This window comes from Rhodospirillum sp. A1_3_36 (assembly GCF_047263945.1).
In the GTDB taxonomy this organism is placed as follows: domain Bacteria; phylum Pseudomonadota; class Alphaproteobacteria; order Rhodospirillales; family Rhodospirillaceae; genus Rhodospirillum.
Genome location: NZ_JBLAVB010000004.1, coordinates 121,201 through 136,999 on the forward strand (window position 1 = coordinate 121,201; position 15,799 = coordinate 136,999).

The window sequence follows — 15,799 nt, forward strand, 5'->3', positions numbered from 1 at the left end:
GCGTGTGCCATGCGTCGGCCCAAGAAAAAACGCCCTACCCGAGGGGTAAGGCGTTGTTTTCATTACTCGAATTTGGTAGCGGAGGAGGGACTCGAACCCCCGACACGCGGATTATGATTCCGCTGCTCTAACCGGCTGAGCTACTCCGCCATTCTGTCCGACCGGGGCGTTTCATCCCGCCGGAGCCGCGTATTTAAAGGGATGGCCCGACCTTGTCAAGCACATCAAACACGCTTTTCAAAATTTCTCTTCAACACCCCTCCCGGCTGATCCAACCACCGCCGAGAACCCGGCCCGACCCGCCCTTTTCCCCGCCGTCTCCATAAAACACGGCAGCCTGCCCAGGAGCCACACCAAAGGCCGCTCCGACCAGTTCCACCCGCGCCCAACCTGGCCGTTCGTCCGGAAACACCCGCCCCGAAACCGCCGGTGCCGCATGGCGGATCTTGATCTCTGCAGGCGTCCCCTCCGCGGCCGGGCCTTCGCCCGCACCCAGCCAGTTCACCCCATGGACGGTGATCACCCTCCGTCCCAGGGCCTCATGCGGCCCCACCACCAGACGATGGGTTTCCGGCTCCAGGCGCACCACATACAGGGGATCCCCTGCCCCACCAATGCCCAGTCCCCGACGCTGGCCCACCGTGTAATGGATCAGCCCCCGGTGGCTGCCCAGAACCTTGCCCTCCAGGTCGACGATCTCTCCCGGGTCCGCCGCCCCCGGACGCAACTTCTCCACCACCGAGGCATAATCCCCGTTGGGCACGAAGCAGATGTCCTGGCTGTCGGGTTTGTCGCTCACCGCCAACCCCAGACGCCGGGCAATCGCCCGGGTCTCGTCCTTGCTCGCCATGCCCCCCAGGGGGAACAGCAGTTGACCCAACTGCCCCTTGGTCGTGGCGAAAAGGAAGTAACTCTGGTCGCGATTCGGATCGGCGCCCCGGTGCAACTCCGGCCCATCGGCTCCGTCCACGCGCTGGACATAGTGCCCCGTCGCCAGGGCCGAGCCCCCCAAGTCGAGCGCCGCCCCCAAAAGATCCCGGAACTTGACCGTCTGATTGCACAGCACGCAGGGGATTGGGGTTTCCCCTTTTGCGTAGGAGTCCGCAAAAGGCTCCATCACGTCTTCCTGAAAGCGGCTTTCGTAATCCAGCACGTAGTGGGGAATGCCGATTCGGTCGGCCACCCGTTTCGCATCGTGGATATCCTGGCCCGCACAGCAGGTCCGGGCCCCCGCCCCCAGCGGCTTGCCGTGGTCGTAGAGGCGCATGGTCAGGCCAATGACCTCCTGGCCCTGTTCCTTTAACAGGGCCGCCGTCACAGAGCTGTCTACGCCGCCGGACATGGCGACGACGACGGGACCTTTAGTCGTCATGATCTCTCATCCTCTCTTGGCCTTCGGCCAGCTGGGCTCTCGCCCAGACCCATTCGGGGAGGCCGGGCCTCCCCGAACCCCTCCTCAATGGCAAGTGGGGGGGGACACTTCCAGGTTAATCCGCCAGGTCCAATCCCATCTGCCAGAAATCCGCTTCCAGGATCGTCGCTTGCCGGAAGGTTCGAATCAGGGACTCCATCCGCCCCGGACCCGCCCGCTCGGACAAAAGTCGATCCAGGGTGTGAACGGACGTCCGCGCCACCTCTTGGTAGCCCTCCCCCGCATATTCCCGGATCCATTGGGCATAGGGATGATCGTCCGTCGCCTTGTCCTTCAACGCGAGACCGATCTCCGCATAGCCAACGACGCAAGGCGCCAAGGCCACATGCAGGTCCAGCAGATCTCCAGACAGGCCCTTCTCCAGCACATAGCGGGTATAGGCCATGGTTGCCTTGGCCTCGGGCAGGGATTCCAGTTCCTTGGCATTGATGCCCCACCCCTGGCAGAGCTTCACATGCAGGCCCATCTCGTCCAGGATGGCCGCCATGCCCATGCCCGCAGCCCGCAGGTTGTCCAGCCCTTCGGACTTATAGGCAGCCAGGGCGTAGGCCCGGGCGAAATGGATCAAAAACAGGTAGTCCTGGCCCAGATAGTGGCGAAAGCAGTCCTCCCGCAAGGACCCGTCGCCCAAACGCTGAACAAAGGAGTGGGCCACATAGCCGTCCCACTCCTTGCGACAGGCAGTCCGCAAGCGGGCGAACAAGCTGTCCGCCGGAGCCAGGCCCGAAACGGCGTCACCGGGATAGCGCTTCATGGGGATCTCCGATCTCAGGTAGAAGAAACCGGAAACCTATAGGGCTTGCGCGCCCCAGTCCACCATGGGAGCTTTTCCCTTGCTGCCAAGGGGAAAGCTCGAAGATCCAATGGCTCAGTCGCGGCTGTCGCGACTTTCCGTCGGCAGGCGCAGGGTCAGGCCATCCAGCGCTTCGGTCATGATCAACTGGCAGCCCAGCCGAGAGGTCCGGGTCAAGCCAAAGGCCATGTCCAACATATCTTCCTCTTCCTCCTCCGCTTCGGGAAGCTTGTCGTACCACTCGGGCTCGACCACCACATGACAGGTCGAACAGGCCAAGGAGCCTTCGCAGGCGCCTTCCAAGTCCACACCATTGGCGTGGGCGGCCTCCAGGACGGACAATCCGACGGCCACCTCCACGTCCTGACGGGAACCATCGGCGGCAATAAACGTGACCTTGGGCATGGGGGTTCTTCTCCAGGGACTTCCGGGCAAGGAACAGATAAGTTGACCGGCGATATAGCGCCCTAAGCCGCATGGGGCAAGGGAGAGCGACCGTTCAGATCAAAATCTCCCACTATTCCGCTTCCAATTCCAGCAAATCCCCCGGCTGACAGTTCAAAGCCTCACATAATTTTGCCAGTGTTTCGAATCGGACACCCTTCACCTTCCCCGACTTCAGAAGGGACAGGTTCTGTTCCGTGATCCCCACATGTTCGGCCAGATCCCGCCCCCTCATCTTGCGCCGCGCCATCATGACATCCAGGCGAACGACAATCCGACCGCTCCGCCCATCCGCACTCAACTCTTCCATCAGACGATCCCATCCATGTCTTCGGCCAACCGGCTGGCTTCTCCCATCACCCAGCCCAGCACCGCCATGCCACCCCCCAAGGAAAGCAAAATGAAATCCCTTGAGGTCAAGCTGACCTGAAGCAGGCGGCTTCCCACCGGAAAGCCAATTGTGAGGGCCAGAACCGCCAAGGTGTGGGCCAGCGGAGTCAAAAGCGCCCCAAGAAACAGGCAAAGCCCGAAGGTGCGAATACGGTTGGCATTCTCCCGGGTGAAGACCAAGCCAGCGGCTTGGTCATTGAAAAGCCAGGCCATGCGAACCAGACCAAATCCGACGACGGTCACCGGAGCAGCCAGGAGGACAGCAGCGACAGCTTGCTGGAATAACGAGGAAGCCCCCTCCTCCGGATAGGTGACCCCCATAAGAGCCAAGGGGTCCGTCACACCCCAAGCAGCAAACACGGGAAGCCCCAGGGCCAGAGCCCAGGAGGCGACACTCATCCCCCGACAGATCCACTGGACACGGGTAGGAACCAAAAGCGGCATAGCGATTTCTCCGAAATGAAAGAGCCAAAGGAGAGTCCTTCATACTCCATAATTCCGGATAAAACAGCAAAAACTTACTGTTTATCGATAAATTTTAATCGCTAAACCCCATCGCCACCCACTGTCAACCGTCAGACCATCGCCCGCGTTGCGACGGCGCTAAAGCCGTCCAGAAATCGATCCACGTCCGCTTCCGTCGTGGACCAGCCCAGACTCACACGAATAGCCTCCTTGGCGGTGGCCTTACCGAGTCCCATGGCCAGAAGCACCGGCGAGGGCGCCAGGGATCCACTGGAACAGGCACTTCCTGCCCCGATCCGCACGCCCTTCAGGTCCAAGGCCATGAGAACCCTTTGGGCCTCCAGGCCCGGCAGTCCCAAACAGCTTGTGTTGGGCAACCGGTCCACGCCTTCCCCATGGACCACCAGTGCCGGAAAACGGGCCCGCAATTGGCTTTCCAATCGGTCCCTTAGGATGGCACAGCGGGCAGCTTCTCCACTCCCCTCCTCCCGGACAAGGGCACAGGCGACACCGAAGCCAACGGTGCCCAACACATTCTCCGTCCCGGCCCGACGTCCCCGCTCCTGCCCGCCCCCCCGCAGGATGGGCGCAACCTCCCGACCTGGGGCCAGGACCAAGGCCCCGACGCCCGCCGGTGCACCCAGCTTGTGGCCAGAGAGGGCCAGGCTGTCACAGCCGATATTCTCCAGAGAGACCGCCAGCCGACCCGGCCCCTGGACCGCGTCACAATGGAACCAGGCGCCATGCCGCCGGCACAGATCCGCCACCATCGAAACGGGTTGGAGCACCCCGGTCTCATTGTTCGCCAGCATCACCCCCACCACTGCGGGCGCGGACTCTCTGGCCAGAAGGGACTCCAGATGGTCCAGGTCAACCACACCCCGGTGATCAACGGCAATGGTTGCCGCGTTGGGGGCGGCTTTGAGGATACAGGGATGTTCCGTCGCACCGACGATCACCCGCCGGGCCCTGTCCCCGCCCCCTGTTCCCACGCCAAGCCCTCCGGGGCCGAGAAGCCCGAGGGCATTGGCCTCGGTGCCGCCGCTTGTCAAGATGACGGCTTCGGATCGCCCGTCCACCAGGGCCGCGATCCTGTCCCGGGCATCCTCCATGGCTGCGCGACAGCGACGACCATCCTGGTGAATGCTTGAGGGGTTTCCATGGAGTCGAAGCGCCTCCCCCACCGCATCGACCACGGCAGGCCGGAGGGGCGAAGACGCGTTATGGTCCAAATATGCCATGAGCTCGACGGAGAAAAGGAGGGAAAGGCAAGGCCCGGCGCCATTGGGAGCCGGGCCTTGATCTATGTTCCGAGCTGACGAAACGCCAAATGGATTGAAGTCCGGACTTACTGGGCCGCAGAACTCTCGACTCCGGGAAGGCCGATCAGACCGCTGGTGCCCAGAACCCGGCGTTCCGTCACATCTTCCAGCGACACGCTACTGAGGTAGAGATAGATCTGGTTGGCCAGCTCTTCCCACAGGTCGTGAGTCATGCACCGGCCCTTGTTGTTGTGACAGCCCGCCGGCGATCCAGGGGAACAGCGGGTGGTCTGGATCGGTTCGTCCACAGCCAGAATAATGTCGGAAATCCGCATCTCCCCCGCTTCACGAGACAGCAGATACCCCCCACCGGGACCCCGCACGCTTTTGACCAGACCGCCCTTGCGCAACCGTCCAAACAGCTGTTCCAAGTAGGACAGTGAAATTTCCTGGCGATCGGCAATATCGGCCAGGGCGACAGGCTTCCCCAGGGAATGGGCGGCCAGATCGGCCATGGCCATCACGGCGTATCGTCCCTTGGTGCTGAGCCTCATGACTTCGGATCCTCTCAGACGTTATACCGCGCGTCATCCCGCGCGGTGTCTTCAACCAATCGGGGCGAAGCACCGTCGCCGACACTGTCCCCGCCATCATTCGCCCGCCCCTCAAGCTCAACAACACGAGCATTCAGGCGGCGCATCTCATCCATCATCCCATTCAACAGATTGGCAATGGGATCGGGCAGCCCTTCGGGCATGCCATAACTGCAAAAGCTCTCTTCCACCGACTTCTTGGCCCGCCCGGCGATCCGCGCCGGAATCCCAACCATGGTGGCCCCGGCCGGCACGTCTGAGATCACAACAGCGTTGGCGCCGATACGCGCCCCCGCGCCCACGGTCAAAGGACCAAGGACCTGAGCACCCGCCCCCACAATCACGCCGTCTTCCAAGGTCGGGTGGCGCTTGCCCATATGCAGGGAGGTTCCCCCAAGGGTCACACCCTGGTACAGCGTCACGTCATGGCCGACTTCCGCCGTTTCACCGATCACCACGCCCGTGGCATGGTCGATAAAGAACCGGCGTCCGATCGTGGCCCCGGGGTGAATCTCCACCCCCGTAAACACTTTGGCAAAGTGGCTCACCACCCTTGCAGCCGTAAACCAGCGCCGCTTCCACAGAACATTGGACAACCGGTAGGCAAGCAAGGCATGGAGCCCCGGATAGCACAGCAAAACTTCAAATCGCGACCGTGCCGCCGGATCGCGGTGCATGATGGCGTCGATATCTTCCCTTAATCTCTTGAAAACCATTGGCCTGCTCATGCTATGATCATGAACCCCTTCCGATAGGTCGGGGCATGAAGGTGAATTGGCGCGGCCGTTCGAGGGAATGACGATCGCTCCGTCTGGTTTATCCCGGTCACAAATGACCGGACTGAATTAGAATATATGGTGCCCGAGGAAATCGGTCAAGAATAGCCAGAGAGGCCATCGGGCTATCACGCCACATTTTCCCGGAGGGTAACCGCCCTGTGACAAAGGGTATTGTTCCCACGGAATCCCTCCCCATCTAGGGGGGATCCGTCGTCGAGTGCTTCGACCCAAACCTAGGCTTCAGCCGAATTTTGGATCGATTAGAGTTGATGTTAGAACTGAACTCCGGGTGCATTGGCAACTGCATCATTTGGCCTTGTCGGTTATTGACTACGTCACAGTGTGCCTGGAGAACCATGCGCTTGCCCCTGACTGAACCCTTCGCCATCCGGAAGATCGGATTGGCGGAACCGCGCCCAGGACATACCCTAGGACAAAAGGACCTAGGGCATACCCTAGGACAAAAGGAACTAAGGTGCAGTTTCATGTGAGTTACGCGGACTGGTTTCCCGGGCGGTTCGCCCTCATGCCTTCTCCGGGACAGACATCTGCCCCGTCCCGCCCCGTCCATTGGAATAGACCAAAAAAACGACAACATGCCAGAAATAATCTTTAACGGCCCCGAGGGCCGCCTCGAAGGCCGCTACACGCACGGTAAGCTGGCCAACGCTCCGATCGCGCTGATCCTGCACCCCCACCCGCAGCAGGGCGGAACCATGAACAACAAGGTAGTCTACGCCTTGTACCATACCTTCGCCCGGCGAGGGTTTTCGGTCATGCGCTTCAACTTCCGTGGTGTCGGACGCTCTCAAGGCGTCTTCGACAATGGCCAGGGAGAACTGTCCGATGCGGCCAGCGCCCTGGACTGGATGCAGGGCGTGAACAGCAGCGCCCCGGAATGCTGGGTTGCCGGATTTTCCTTTGGCGCCTGGATTTCCATGCAGCTGCTGATGCGTCGCCCCGAGATCTCGGGGTTCATTTCCGTCGCGCCTCCGGCCAACAGCCATGACTTCACCTTCCTCGCGCCTTGCCCCTCCTCCGGGATCATCCTGCACGGAGACAAAGACGACATGGTGCCGGAGGCTTCTGTAGCGAAACTGGCGACCAAACTGGCCCAACAGAAGAACATCACCGTCGATTTCAAGGTGGTGCCCGGCGCCAACCACTATTTCGGCGATCACCTTCCCATCCTTGCCAGGGAAGTCGATCGATATTTGGCACGTGCCGTCGGACCAGCTCCCGTCCCGAATAACGCCCTGTAAGCGCCGTCAAAGCGGATCCCACCAATGCGCAGGTCCGTCTCAACACCCCCGTCGTCCTGGCGGGGGTGTTTTCGTTTCCAAAGCACGCGAGAACCGGAAACCTCGCAGTTGATCAGGGACCTGCGACAGCCTCGCTCCCCACAGGCGGCGCCCAGAACACCCCCCCTGTCATGGGCGCAGGACAGCCCGTGGTGGTGGGCCAGCTGAGCGGCAGGTTGCGTAAAGACCGGACGGCCAGCAGCCCAAAGGCCTGGGCTTCCAAAGCGTCTCCATCCCACCCCACGGTCTCCACAGGGGCAACAGTAACGACCTTCCCGACCGCGGCCTCCTTCGACTCTGTCATCGCCGCGTTCAAGCTCTTTTCCAAGGCGGCCATCAGGACCGGATTGCGACGCCCGCCGCCGCAGACGAGCCAGCGGCGCGGCCCATCGGGAAACCAGACAAGGGACCGGGCGACGCTTTCAGCGGTGAAGGCCACCAGCGTGGCCGCGCCATCGGCATCGGACAAACCGGCCAGGGGCTCCAGGGAAAAAGCGTCCCGATCCAAGGATTTGGGTGCGGGCTGGCGGAAATAGGGATGATCGAGCAAAGCTGCAAGAACCACGGGATCAACGGTCCCCTGGGCTGCCAGCGCCCCGTCCTTGTCCATGGGCTGGCCCAAGCGGGCTTCAACCCAGTCATCGATCAGGGCATTCCCCGGCCCCGTATCGAAGGCCACAGGCGGCTGGTTCGCCCCCGCACCGACGCGGGAGGGGACCCAGGTGACATTGCCCACCCCCCCCAGATTGAGCACGGCCAGTCCCCGCTCTCCAACCGGATCGCCCGACGCATCCTTTGGGAGTCCTTGCACCAAGGCCGCATGGCAGGCCGGAGCCAGCGGTGCGCCCTGTCCACCCTGCGCCACGTCCCGGGAACGAAAATCATTGACTACGGGGACCCCCGTCATCGCAGCCAACAGGGCGCCATCGCCGATCTGAACCGTGACCCGGTTGGCGGGATCATGCCAAAGGGTATGGCCATGGAAACCAATCACCTCTGGCGTCATGGGAGCCTGTTGGCGCAACAGGTCGATGGCCCGCAAATGCGCGAGGGTCAGATTATGTTCCAGGGTCGCCACCGCGCCCCGGGAGCGCCCCGGCGGCGTCCCGAGCAGACGCCGAATGGCCTCGCGGGTTTCGGACTCATAGGGAAGCGTCAAAGCAGGGCCAGTCTCGACAATGACTTCGCCATCGGTGCGCACGAATGCGGCATCGACCCCGTCCATACTCGTGCCACTCATCAAACCCAAGGCCCAAATGGGACCTGTGCTATCGCGCACATCTCGGGTGACGGTCTGAGGCATGGGCATCGTCCTTTGCAATGTGTTCCACACTTTTCGGGAGCGCGAGATCCTGGTCAAAGCCGAACCGAAGACCAAGGCCGGAAACAGAAAGCCCCCCATCGAGAAGTACGGGGAATTGTTCCTTACTCGGCAGTGTGCTAAACGAGCCCCCCTTCGCGCAAGTCATCTTGGGACAGATCGGTTCGAATTCGGTCTCCCTCTGGATTGGCGTGGATGGCGCGTTTCACAGAGGCCCGTATGGGCAAGACACAAAGGCCCACCGGGCCAAGATAAGGAGCGGAGCGACCCATGACCGCGCTCAAGTCAGACTTCCTCACGGTCATTCGGGACCGCGGCTTCATTCACCAGTGCACCGACCTGGAGGCTCTGGACGGCCTTCTGTCCAAGGACCCCGTTTCCGCTTACATCGGCTTCGACTGCACCGCCAACAGCCTCCATGTGGGCAGCCTGATCCAAATCATGTTGCTACGGTGGTTCCAAAAAACGGGGCACCAGCCGGTTGTTCTGATGGGTGGCGGCACCTCGCGCATTGGCGATCCCTCCTTCCGGGACGAGGCGCGCCAACTCATGACCGACGAGACCATCGCCGAGAACATGGCAGGTATCCGCAAGGTCTTCGACCGGTTCATCACCTTTGGCGAAGGGCCGACCGACGCACGTATGGTCAATAATGCCGATTGGCTCGACGGTTTGGCCTATATCCCCTTCCTGCGGGATATCGGCCAGCATTTCTCGATTAACCGGATGCTCAGCTTCGATTCCGTCAAACTGCGCCTGGACCGGGAGCAATCGCTGTCGTTCCTGGAATTCAACTACATGATCCTCCAGGCCTATGACTTCATGGAACTGGCCCGGCGCAACGGGGTCCGCCTACAGATGGGCGGCTCTGACCAGTGGGGCAATATCGTCAACGGTGTTGAACTGGCCCGCCGGGTGGAGAGCATTGAGGTTTTCGGCCTGACCAGCCCGCTGATCACCACGGCATCGGGCGCCAAGATGGGCAAGACCGCCCAGGGCGCCGTCTGGCTGAATGCCGACCGTTTGTCCGCCTACGACTACTGGCAGTTCTGGCGCAATACCGAAGACGCCGATGTGGGCCGCTTCCTGCGCCTGTTCACCGAGATACCCCTGGATGAAGTGGCTCGCCTGGAAGCCCTGGGCGGCTCGGAAATCAACGAAGCGAAAAAGATCCTCGCCCATTTGGCCACCAGCCTTGCCCATGGGGAAGCGGCCGCCCTGGCCGCGGCCGAGACGGCAAAGACCGTGTTCGAACAGGGCGGCGCCGGAGGGGACCTGCCCACCGTGGAGGTTTCCCTGGCCGACTTGAAGGCTGGCCTGTCGCTGGTGGACATGATGCGGGCGACGGGCTTGGCCAAGAGCGGCAAGGATGTCAAACGACTCGTCGCCGAAAAGGGAGCGAAGGTCAACGACGACATCGTAACCGACCCCACCCTCTCGTTGACGGAAGCCAACCTGAAAGATGGCGCCATCAAACTGAGCGCAGGCAAGAAGCGCCATGCCATGGTCAAGCCGATATAGGGGCAAGAAAGCCATTGTCGTTCCGGCAGTACCATTGATTGACCCCATGATTCCCCCGGCGAGAGTGCTATAGTTGCCTCTGCCTTCCCGGTCGGCAGGACGAAAAGCCGGAGAATCATGGTGCAATCAACCCTAAAGAACAGTTTCGCGCAGGGCCTGCGCTCCACCCTAAGCAGAAGGCTGACCCTGGCCGTCTTTATGGGTATGGTTTTCATTGAGATCCTCATGCTTGTCCCGTCCTATCTCAGCCGGGAAAAGGATATGGTTTCAGAATTGGTGTCCCTGGGCGAAGCCCTGGGGAAAACGGCCATCGCTCTGCCGCTTTCCGACATCATCGACTGGCACCCCCGCCTCGCCGCGCTTGTGGAAAGCAATCACATTCTTGGCGCCGCACTGGCCCTGAACGGCAAGCCCCTGGCTATCGCGGGTGACCCACCCTCAATCATGACCAAGCCGGGGATCAGACGGATTGGATTGGGGACGTTGGGTCGCATCGATCTGGCCATAGCCTTACGCGAAACCCCGGATCCACCCCGTCTCCTTATCCTGCGCCTGGACGCAGGGGAGATCCCGGCGGCCATGCAGGCCTATGTGGGGCGCATGGTTGGGATGATTGTCCTCATCGCCGCCTTCGTTACCTTGGTGACCATGACCGTGATCGGTCGCCTGGTCCTCTTGCCCTTGATGGACCTGCGCCAAGTGCTGGGCGATTTGCGCCCCAATGGGACTGGGGGGGGGACTGCGGGGGGGACTGCGGGGGAGACTGGGGGTGACGGCCCAGGGAAGAGAGTGAACGTCCCGCCGCGACACCTCCTCCGGAATGACGAGTTAGGCGACGTTTTCCGGGCCGTGGAAGACACCCGTGACCGGGTCACGGCCAGCATGGCGGAAGTCGAAGCGCTGGCCCGTTTTCCCGGAGAAAACCCGAACCCCGTGATGCGATGCCGTTTCGACGGCACACTCCTCTATGCCAACGACGCGGCCCGCGAGCAGAAGGGCTTCCTGGACGAAGCCGGGCTGCCCAACCGGATTATCACTGACTTGGTGGGCTCCACCGCTGCGGGAGGCACAATCCGGAGCTCGGAAGCCGCCTTTGGACAGAGGATCCACACCATTCAAGCAGTTCCCGTCCCGCTTGGGGGCTACGTCAACATCTATGCCTCTGACGTCACGGCCCAGGTCCGGGCGGAACGGGAGCTGCGCTCCCTCAATGAATCCCTTGAGGACGTGATCCGCAGCCGCACCAAGGATTTAACCTCCAAAGAAGCCCGCCTGAGCAGCATCATCGACACCATGGTGGACGGTTTGATCGTCATCGACCAAACGGGCCGAATCGAGACCTTCAACCTCGCAGCCCAGGAGATCTTTGGATACACGGAAGCAGAAATTATAGGCCAGCCCGTCACCATTCTCATGACCGGAGAGGACGTGGCCAACCATCCAAAACATCTCACCCGATATCTGTCACTTGGAACATCGGAGATCATGAATAGGAGCCGCCAAGTGGACGCGCGTCGAAAGGACGGGTCCCGCTTCCCCATGTCCCTGGCCATCAGCGAAGTTGGCGGGACGGATGAGCGGGGTCAACGGCTTTTCACGGCAGTCATGCGGGACATTTCCGACCAGATCAAGCGGGAGCAAGAGCTGCGCGGAGCCATAGAATTGGCGGAAACGGCCAATCAGGCGAAGACCGACTTCCTGGCGACCATGAGCCATGAATTGCGCACCCCCCTGAACGGGGTCATCGGCATGGCCGAATTGCTCCTGGATACCCCCCTGGACCGAGCTCAGACAAAATATGCCAAGACCATTACGGAGTCTGCCCTGGCCCTTTTGGCAATCATCAATGATATCCTGGACCTTTCCAAGATAGAGGCCGGGCGCCTGGAGCTGGAGCGATTGGCCTTCAACCCCGCCACCCTCGTGGACAGCGTCCGCAGCCTATTGGACGGAAAAGCGAGGGAAAAAGGTGTCAACGTCTTGCAGGTCTTGCCCGCTGCCCCCCTGCCCCAGGTTATGGGCGACGAAGGGCGTTTGCGCCAAGTCCTGTTGAACCTGGCCAGCAATGGGGTAAAATTTACCAATACGGGGTCAGTGACCTTGCGGCTGATCCGACAGGACGCCGATCGGTACCGATTCGAGGTTCAAGACACGGGAATCGGCATTGCCCAAACCGACCACGACCGGTTGTTCCAAAATTTTTCCCAAGCCTCCCCCTCCACCGCCCGCCGATATGGCGGCAGCGGCCTCGGTTTGGCCATCTGCAAGCGCCTTGTCACCCTCATGGGCGGGGAGATGGGCTTTGACAGCTGGCCCGGGGCAGGAAGCCTCTTTTGGTTCGAATTACAACTGGAGGAGGCGCGCAGTGAATCGCGGAAGGAGATCGCTGAAAACCTGGTCGATCAACCAACCACCCTGGATGTCCTGGTCGTCGAAGACAACGAGATCAACCGGCAAGTCGCCGAAGGATTGCTTGGAAAGCTTGGCCACCGGGTCACTTGCGTATTCAATGGACAGGAAGCCGTCACTATCCTTGACCAAAAAATCTTCGATATCGTTTTCATGGATGTACAAATGCCGGAAATGGACGGGTACGAGGCCACCCGCCAGATTCGGCTGAAATCCGGCCCTGCGGCACGCCTGCCCATCGTGGCCATGACGGCAAATGCCACCAAAAGCGATGTGGAGGCTGCCATGCTCAGCGGCATGGATGGCTATCTGTCCAAACCCGTGACCCGAGCCAGATTGACCGAAGCCTTGGCGAAACATACCAATAGAAGTCAAAAAGAAGTATCTGACTCTCCCTGATCCCGTTCCAGGCCACCCAAAATATTACATCTTGTTTGCATTTTTGCTTCACTTTTATGACAGAGTCTCCCAAGACTGCCCGCGCGGCGCACCGCCATCCGAACCGCGAGCCACGTTGAGGAGTCCATGTCCGCCGATCCCACCCCCCCGAACCTGAAGAAGCTCCATAAGGATCTCAAACGGTTCTCCGCCATTGAATCTGCCCTCACCGTCACGGGACGTCCGGCCATCGGCCTGGGTCTGGGCGTCCTGTTCCTGGGATTGGTCTGGGTCTTTACCGCGACCACATTCGGGGAAAGTCCCGGGCGCAGCTACCTGATCCTTTCGGCTGTGGTCGGCAGCTATATGGCCCTGAACATCGGCGCCAATGACGTCGCCAACAACATGGGGCCCGCAGTCGGATCCCGCGCCCTGACCATGGCGGGGGCTCTGTTGATCGCCGCCACCTGCGAGGCGGCGGGTGCGATCCTGGCCGGGGGCGACGTGGTCTCGACCATCTCCAAGGGGATCATTGATCCGGCCATGGTTGCCGACCCGACCACATTCACCCGGATTATGATTTCCGCTCTGTTGGCCGCAGCCCTTTGGATCAACCTCGCCACTATCTTGAACGCCCCGGTATCCACCACCCATGCCATTGTCGGCGGGGTCATGGGCGGAGGAATAGCCGCAGCGGGTTTCGGCGTGGTCAGCTGGCCGACCATGGGTGCCATCGCCGCAAGCTGGGTGATTTCTCCGATCCTGGGCGGCATCGTCGCTGCGATGATTCTGTACTTCGTAAAGCGGGCCATTCTGTTCCAGGAGGACCGCGTCACGGCGGCCCGCAAATGGATTCCCCTGTTGATGGGCGTCATGGCTGGCGCCTTTGGCATGTACCTGGTCACCAAGGGACTGAAGCATATCTTCAAGCCCGCCCCTTGGGTGCCTCCCTTTATCGGTTTGGCTCTTTTCTTCGGCACCTGGGCCTTGATGCGGCCCGTCATCCGACGCAAGACCATCGGTCTGGAAAACCGGCGCAAGGCCGTGAGTGGATTGTTCACCCATGCCTTGATCTTTTCCTCTGCCCTGTTGTCCTTCGCCCATGGGGCCAATGACGTCGCCAACGCCGTCGGCCCCCTGGCCGCCATCGTCAATGCCCTGAACGGGGGTGGCGTGTCCTCTGCGGTCGTCTTGCCGCCCTGGATCCTGGTGGTGGGCGCTGCGGGTATTTCCGCAGGCCTGTTCCTTTTCGGCCCCAAGCTGATCCGAACCGTGGGCGAGAAGATCACCAAGCTGGACCAAGCCAGGGCGTTCTGCGTCGCCCTCTCTGCGGCCATCACCGTTTTGGCTGCCTCCTGGCTGGGCCTGCCGGTCAGTTCCACCCATATTGCCGTGGGGGCAATCTTCGGCGTTGGCTTCTTGCGGGAATATCTTGTCAACCGCACACCGGTTCTTGCCCTGGCCCGGGCGGCAGGCAAAGTCCGCCCGGATACCCATCCGGCCCTTGCCCGCAAACTGGAAAAGCGGCGCTTGGTGCGGCGACAGCATATGTCGACCATCGCTGCGGCCTGGATCGTCACGGTTCCGATGGCGGCCCTGCTATCGGCTGGGTTATATCTTCTGCTGTCCCAGTTTCCAGAGTGAGCCCCTGCCCATGATCCCACGCAGCACGATCAGAACCGCCACCACCACCGCCCTTGCCCTTTTCTTGGTGGCTCTGGTGGCGGAGAGCCCCCTCCGGGCGGAGGCGTCGGTACGGGATCAGGCCTTGATCGTCGGCTCCTCCTCCGTCTTCCCCCTCGCCACTGCCGTGGCCGAGCGGGTTTCGCGCATGTCCGACTTCAAGGCTCCCCTGGTGGAAGCCACGGGAACGGGCGGTGGCTTTGCCCAGTTCTGCGCAGGGATTGGGTTGGAGACACCGGACGTGGTCACCGCGTCCCGCCCCATCACCGAGGAAGAGCGTACCCTCTGCACCAATAACGAGGTCACCGACATCCAGGAGGTCTTTCTGGGCCGGGGAGCCATCGTTCTAGCCCGCTCTTGGAACACCAATTTCGGCAACCTGACCCGGCGGGAGCTGTGGCTGGCCCTGGCCGACCATATTCCCCAGGACTGGAAGGCCGTGGCCAACCCCAATGCCCTGTGGTCGGATGTATCCCCTCACTTGCCCGCCTTGCCCATCAAAGTCTATGGTCCCCCGCCGACCTCCGGCACCCGGGACGTCCTGGCTGATATTGTGATGGAGCCGGGTTGCCGATCCTTCCCCATGGCCCGGGACCTCCCCTCGGACAAGCAAACCGCCCTCTGCCGTCATTTCCGTGAAGACTCCGCTTATGTGGAAGCGGGCGAGGATGATGAAATGCTGGTCCGACGGCTCGTCAACGACCCCAAGGCCTTGGGCTTCATCGGATACTCCACCCTGGCGCGGAACGAACATCTGCTCTCTGCCGTCTCCCTGGAGGGCGTCCTTCCGACGCCGGAAACCATCGCGACGGGAACCTACCCCTTGACCCGCTCCCTGTACCTGTACATCAAGAAAGCCCACCTGCCCCTGGTGCCCGGCATGGCGCAATTCGTCAAACAATTCACCAGCAAAGAAGCCATTGGACCAGAGGGTTACCTGACCTTCCTGGGGCTTATTCCGGCGGATTGGTAAACATCTCACGGGGCTTTGCCCCGTCCTCCCCCTCTTTGGCGAGACTGGGGCCGAA

General features: G+C 61.5%; 14 protein-coding genes and 1 tRNA gene. 5 read left to right on the plus strand and 10 right to left on the minus strand.

From position 1 onward, the window contains the following. Positions 1 to 73 precede the first annotated feature (73 nt). The 9 genes from ACLIRY_RS11010 to cysE form a co-directional block, all read right to left on the minus strand. Positions 74 to 150, minus strand: a tRNA-Met gene (locus ACLIRY_RS11010). Positions 151 to 250: 100 nt separating this feature from the next. Further along, positions 251 to 1,372 (minus strand): tRNA 2-thiouridine(34) synthase MnmA, encoded by a 1,122-nt coding sequence (gene mnmA, locus ACLIRY_RS11015; RefSeq protein WP_413205440.1) that lies wholly within the window; start codon positions 1,370 to 1,372, stop codon positions 251 to 253. A gap of 115 nt (positions 1,373 to 1,487) precedes the next feature. Next, the gene (gene tenA / locus ACLIRY_RS11020; protein ID WP_413205441.1) at positions 1,488 to 2,186 is read right to left on the minus strand and encodes a thiaminase II; all 699 of its coding nucleotides are present in this window, start codon (positions 2,184 to 2,186) and stop codon (positions 1,488 to 1,490) included. Between the two features lie 114 nt (positions 2,187 to 2,300). Then, the gene (locus ACLIRY_RS11025) at positions 2,301 to 2,630 is read right to left on the minus strand and encodes a ferredoxin family 2Fe-2S iron-sulfur cluster binding protein (RefSeq protein ID WP_413205442.1); all 330 of its coding nucleotides are present in this window, start codon (positions 2,628 to 2,630) and stop codon (positions 2,301 to 2,303) included. 112 nt (positions 2,631 to 2,742) lie between these two features. Next, positions 2,743 to 2,979: a helix-turn-helix domain-containing protein gene (locus tag ACLIRY_RS11030; RefSeq protein WP_413205443.1), complete on the minus strand. Its 237-nt coding sequence runs from the start codon at positions 2,977 to 2,979 to the stop codon at positions 2,743 to 2,745. Next, on the minus strand, positions 2,979 to 3,458 hold the full coding sequence (locus ACLIRY_RS11035; protein ID WP_413205444.1) for a DUF2975 domain-containing protein: 480 nt from the start codon (positions 3,456 to 3,458) through the stop codon (positions 2,979 to 2,981). The genes ACLIRY_RS11030 and ACLIRY_RS11035 overlap by 1 nt, the downstream gene beginning before the upstream one ends. A 176-nt stretch (positions 3,459 to 3,634) precedes the next feature. Then, a complete protein-coding gene (locus ACLIRY_RS11040) occupies positions 3,635 to 4,765 on the minus strand; it encodes a cysteine desulfurase family protein (RefSeq protein ID WP_413205445.1) in 1,131 nt (376 codons plus the stop codon). Between the two features lie 107 nt (positions 4,766 to 4,872). Beyond that, positions 4,873 to 5,340, minus strand: a complete 468-nt coding sequence (locus ACLIRY_RS11045; RefSeq protein WP_413205446.1) for an Rrf2 family transcriptional regulator — start codon at positions 5,338 to 5,340, stop codon at positions 4,873 to 4,875. A 14-nt stretch (positions 5,341 to 5,354) separates the two neighbouring features. Continuing rightward, entirely contained in the window at positions 5,355 to 6,176 is an 822-nt protein-coding gene (gene cysE, locus ACLIRY_RS11050; protein ID WP_413205764.1) for a serine O-acetyltransferase, read from the minus strand. Between the two features lie 578 nt (positions 6,177 to 6,754). On the opposite strand from cysE, the gene ACLIRY_RS11055 reads away from it, so the two are divergent. Continuing rightward, positions 6,755 to 7,420, plus strand: a complete 666-nt coding sequence (locus ACLIRY_RS11055; RefSeq protein ID WP_413205447.1) for an alpha/beta hydrolase — start codon at positions 6,755 to 6,757, stop codon at positions 7,418 to 7,420. A 112-nt stretch (positions 7,421 to 7,532) separates the two neighbouring features. Here the strand turns inward: ACLIRY_RS11055 and ACLIRY_RS11060 are convergent, their stop codons facing one another. Next, positions 7,533 to 8,762 carry an anhydro-N-acetylmuramic acid kinase gene (locus ACLIRY_RS11060; protein ID WP_413205448.1) on the minus strand — a complete coding sequence of 410 codons (1,230 nt, stop codon included), beginning with the start codon at positions 8,760 to 8,762 and terminating at the stop codon, positions 7,533 to 7,535. Positions 8,763 to 9,050: 288 nt separating this feature from the next. On the opposite strand from ACLIRY_RS11060, the gene tyrS reads away from it, so the two are divergent. The 4 genes from tyrS to ACLIRY_RS11080 all read left to right on the plus strand — a co-directional run bounded on the left by tyrS (position 9,051) and on the right by ACLIRY_RS11080 (position 15,744). Then, positions 9,051 to 10,301, plus strand: a complete 1,251-nt coding sequence (tyrS, locus tag ACLIRY_RS11065) for a tyrosine--tRNA ligase (RefSeq protein WP_413205449.1) — start codon at positions 9,051 to 9,053, stop codon at positions 10,299 to 10,301. Between the two features lie 117 nt (positions 10,302 to 10,418). Continuing rightward, positions 10,419 to 13,109, plus strand: coding sequence for an ATP-binding protein (locus ACLIRY_RS11070; protein WP_413205450.1), 2,691 nt, complete (start codon positions 10,419 to 10,421; stop codon positions 13,107 to 13,109). 126 nt (positions 13,110 to 13,235) lie between these two features. Then, the gene (locus ACLIRY_RS11075) at positions 13,236 to 14,732 is read left to right on the plus strand and encodes an inorganic phosphate transporter (RefSeq protein ID WP_413205451.1); all 1,497 of its coding nucleotides are present in this window, start codon (positions 13,236 to 13,238) and stop codon (positions 14,730 to 14,732) included. A 10-nt stretch (positions 14,733 to 14,742) separates the two neighbouring features. Further along, positions 14,743 to 15,744, plus strand: a complete 1,002-nt coding sequence (locus tag ACLIRY_RS11080) for a substrate-binding domain-containing protein (RefSeq protein WP_413205452.1) — start codon at positions 14,743 to 14,745, stop codon at positions 15,742 to 15,744. The last annotated feature ends 55 nt before the right edge of the window (positions 15,745 to 15,799 follow it).

Excerpts from the sequence above, each read along its gene's own strand:
- mnmA (WP_413205440.1), bottom strand. The coding sequence starts at position 1,372 with ATGACGACTAAAGGTCCCGTCGTCGTCGCCATGTCCGGCGGCGTAGAC.
- tenA (WP_413205441.1), bottom strand. The coding sequence starts at position 2,186 with ATGAAGCGCTATCCCGGTGACGCCGTTTCGGGCCTGGCTCCGGCGGAC.
- ACLIRY_RS11025 (WP_413205442.1), bottom strand. The coding sequence starts at position 2,630 with ATGCCCAAGGTCACGTTTATTGCCGCCGATGGTTCCCGTCAGGACGTG.
- ACLIRY_RS11030 (WP_413205443.1), bottom strand. The coding sequence starts at position 2,979 with ATGGAAGAGTTGAGTGCGGATGGGCGGAGCGGTCGGATTGTCGTTCGC.
- ACLIRY_RS11035 (WP_413205444.1), bottom strand. The coding sequence starts at position 3,458 with ATGAGTGTCGCCTCCTGGGCTCTGGCCCTGGGGCTTCCCGTGTTTGCT.
- ACLIRY_RS11040 (WP_413205445.1), bottom strand. The coding sequence starts at position 4,765 with ATGGCATATTTGGACCATAACGCGTCTTCGCCCCTCCGGCCTGCCGTG.
- ACLIRY_RS11045 (WP_413205446.1), bottom strand. The coding sequence starts at position 5,340 with ATGAGGCTCAGCACCAAGGGACGATACGCCGTGATGGCCATGGCCGAT.
- ACLIRY_RS11055 (WP_413205447.1), top strand. The coding sequence starts at position 6,755 with ATGCCAGAAATAATCTTTAACGGCCCCGAGGGCCGCCTCGAAGGCCGC.
- ACLIRY_RS11060 (WP_413205448.1), bottom strand. The coding sequence starts at position 8,762 with ATGCCTCAGACCGTCACCCGAGATGTGCGCGATAGCACAGGTCCCATT.
- tyrS (WP_413205449.1), top strand. The coding sequence starts at position 9,051 with ATGACCGCGCTCAAGTCAGACTTCCTCACGGTCATTCGGGACCGCGGC.
- ACLIRY_RS11070 (WP_413205450.1), top strand. The coding sequence starts at position 10,419 with ATGGTGCAATCAACCCTAAAGAACAGTTTCGCGCAGGGCCTGCGCTCC.
- ACLIRY_RS11075 (WP_413205451.1), top strand. The coding sequence starts at position 13,236 with ATGTCCGCCGATCCCACCCCCCCGAACCTGAAGAAGCTCCATAAGGAT.
- ACLIRY_RS11080 (WP_413205452.1), top strand. The coding sequence starts at position 14,743 with ATGATCCCACGCAGCACGATCAGAACCGCCACCACCACCGCCCTTGCC.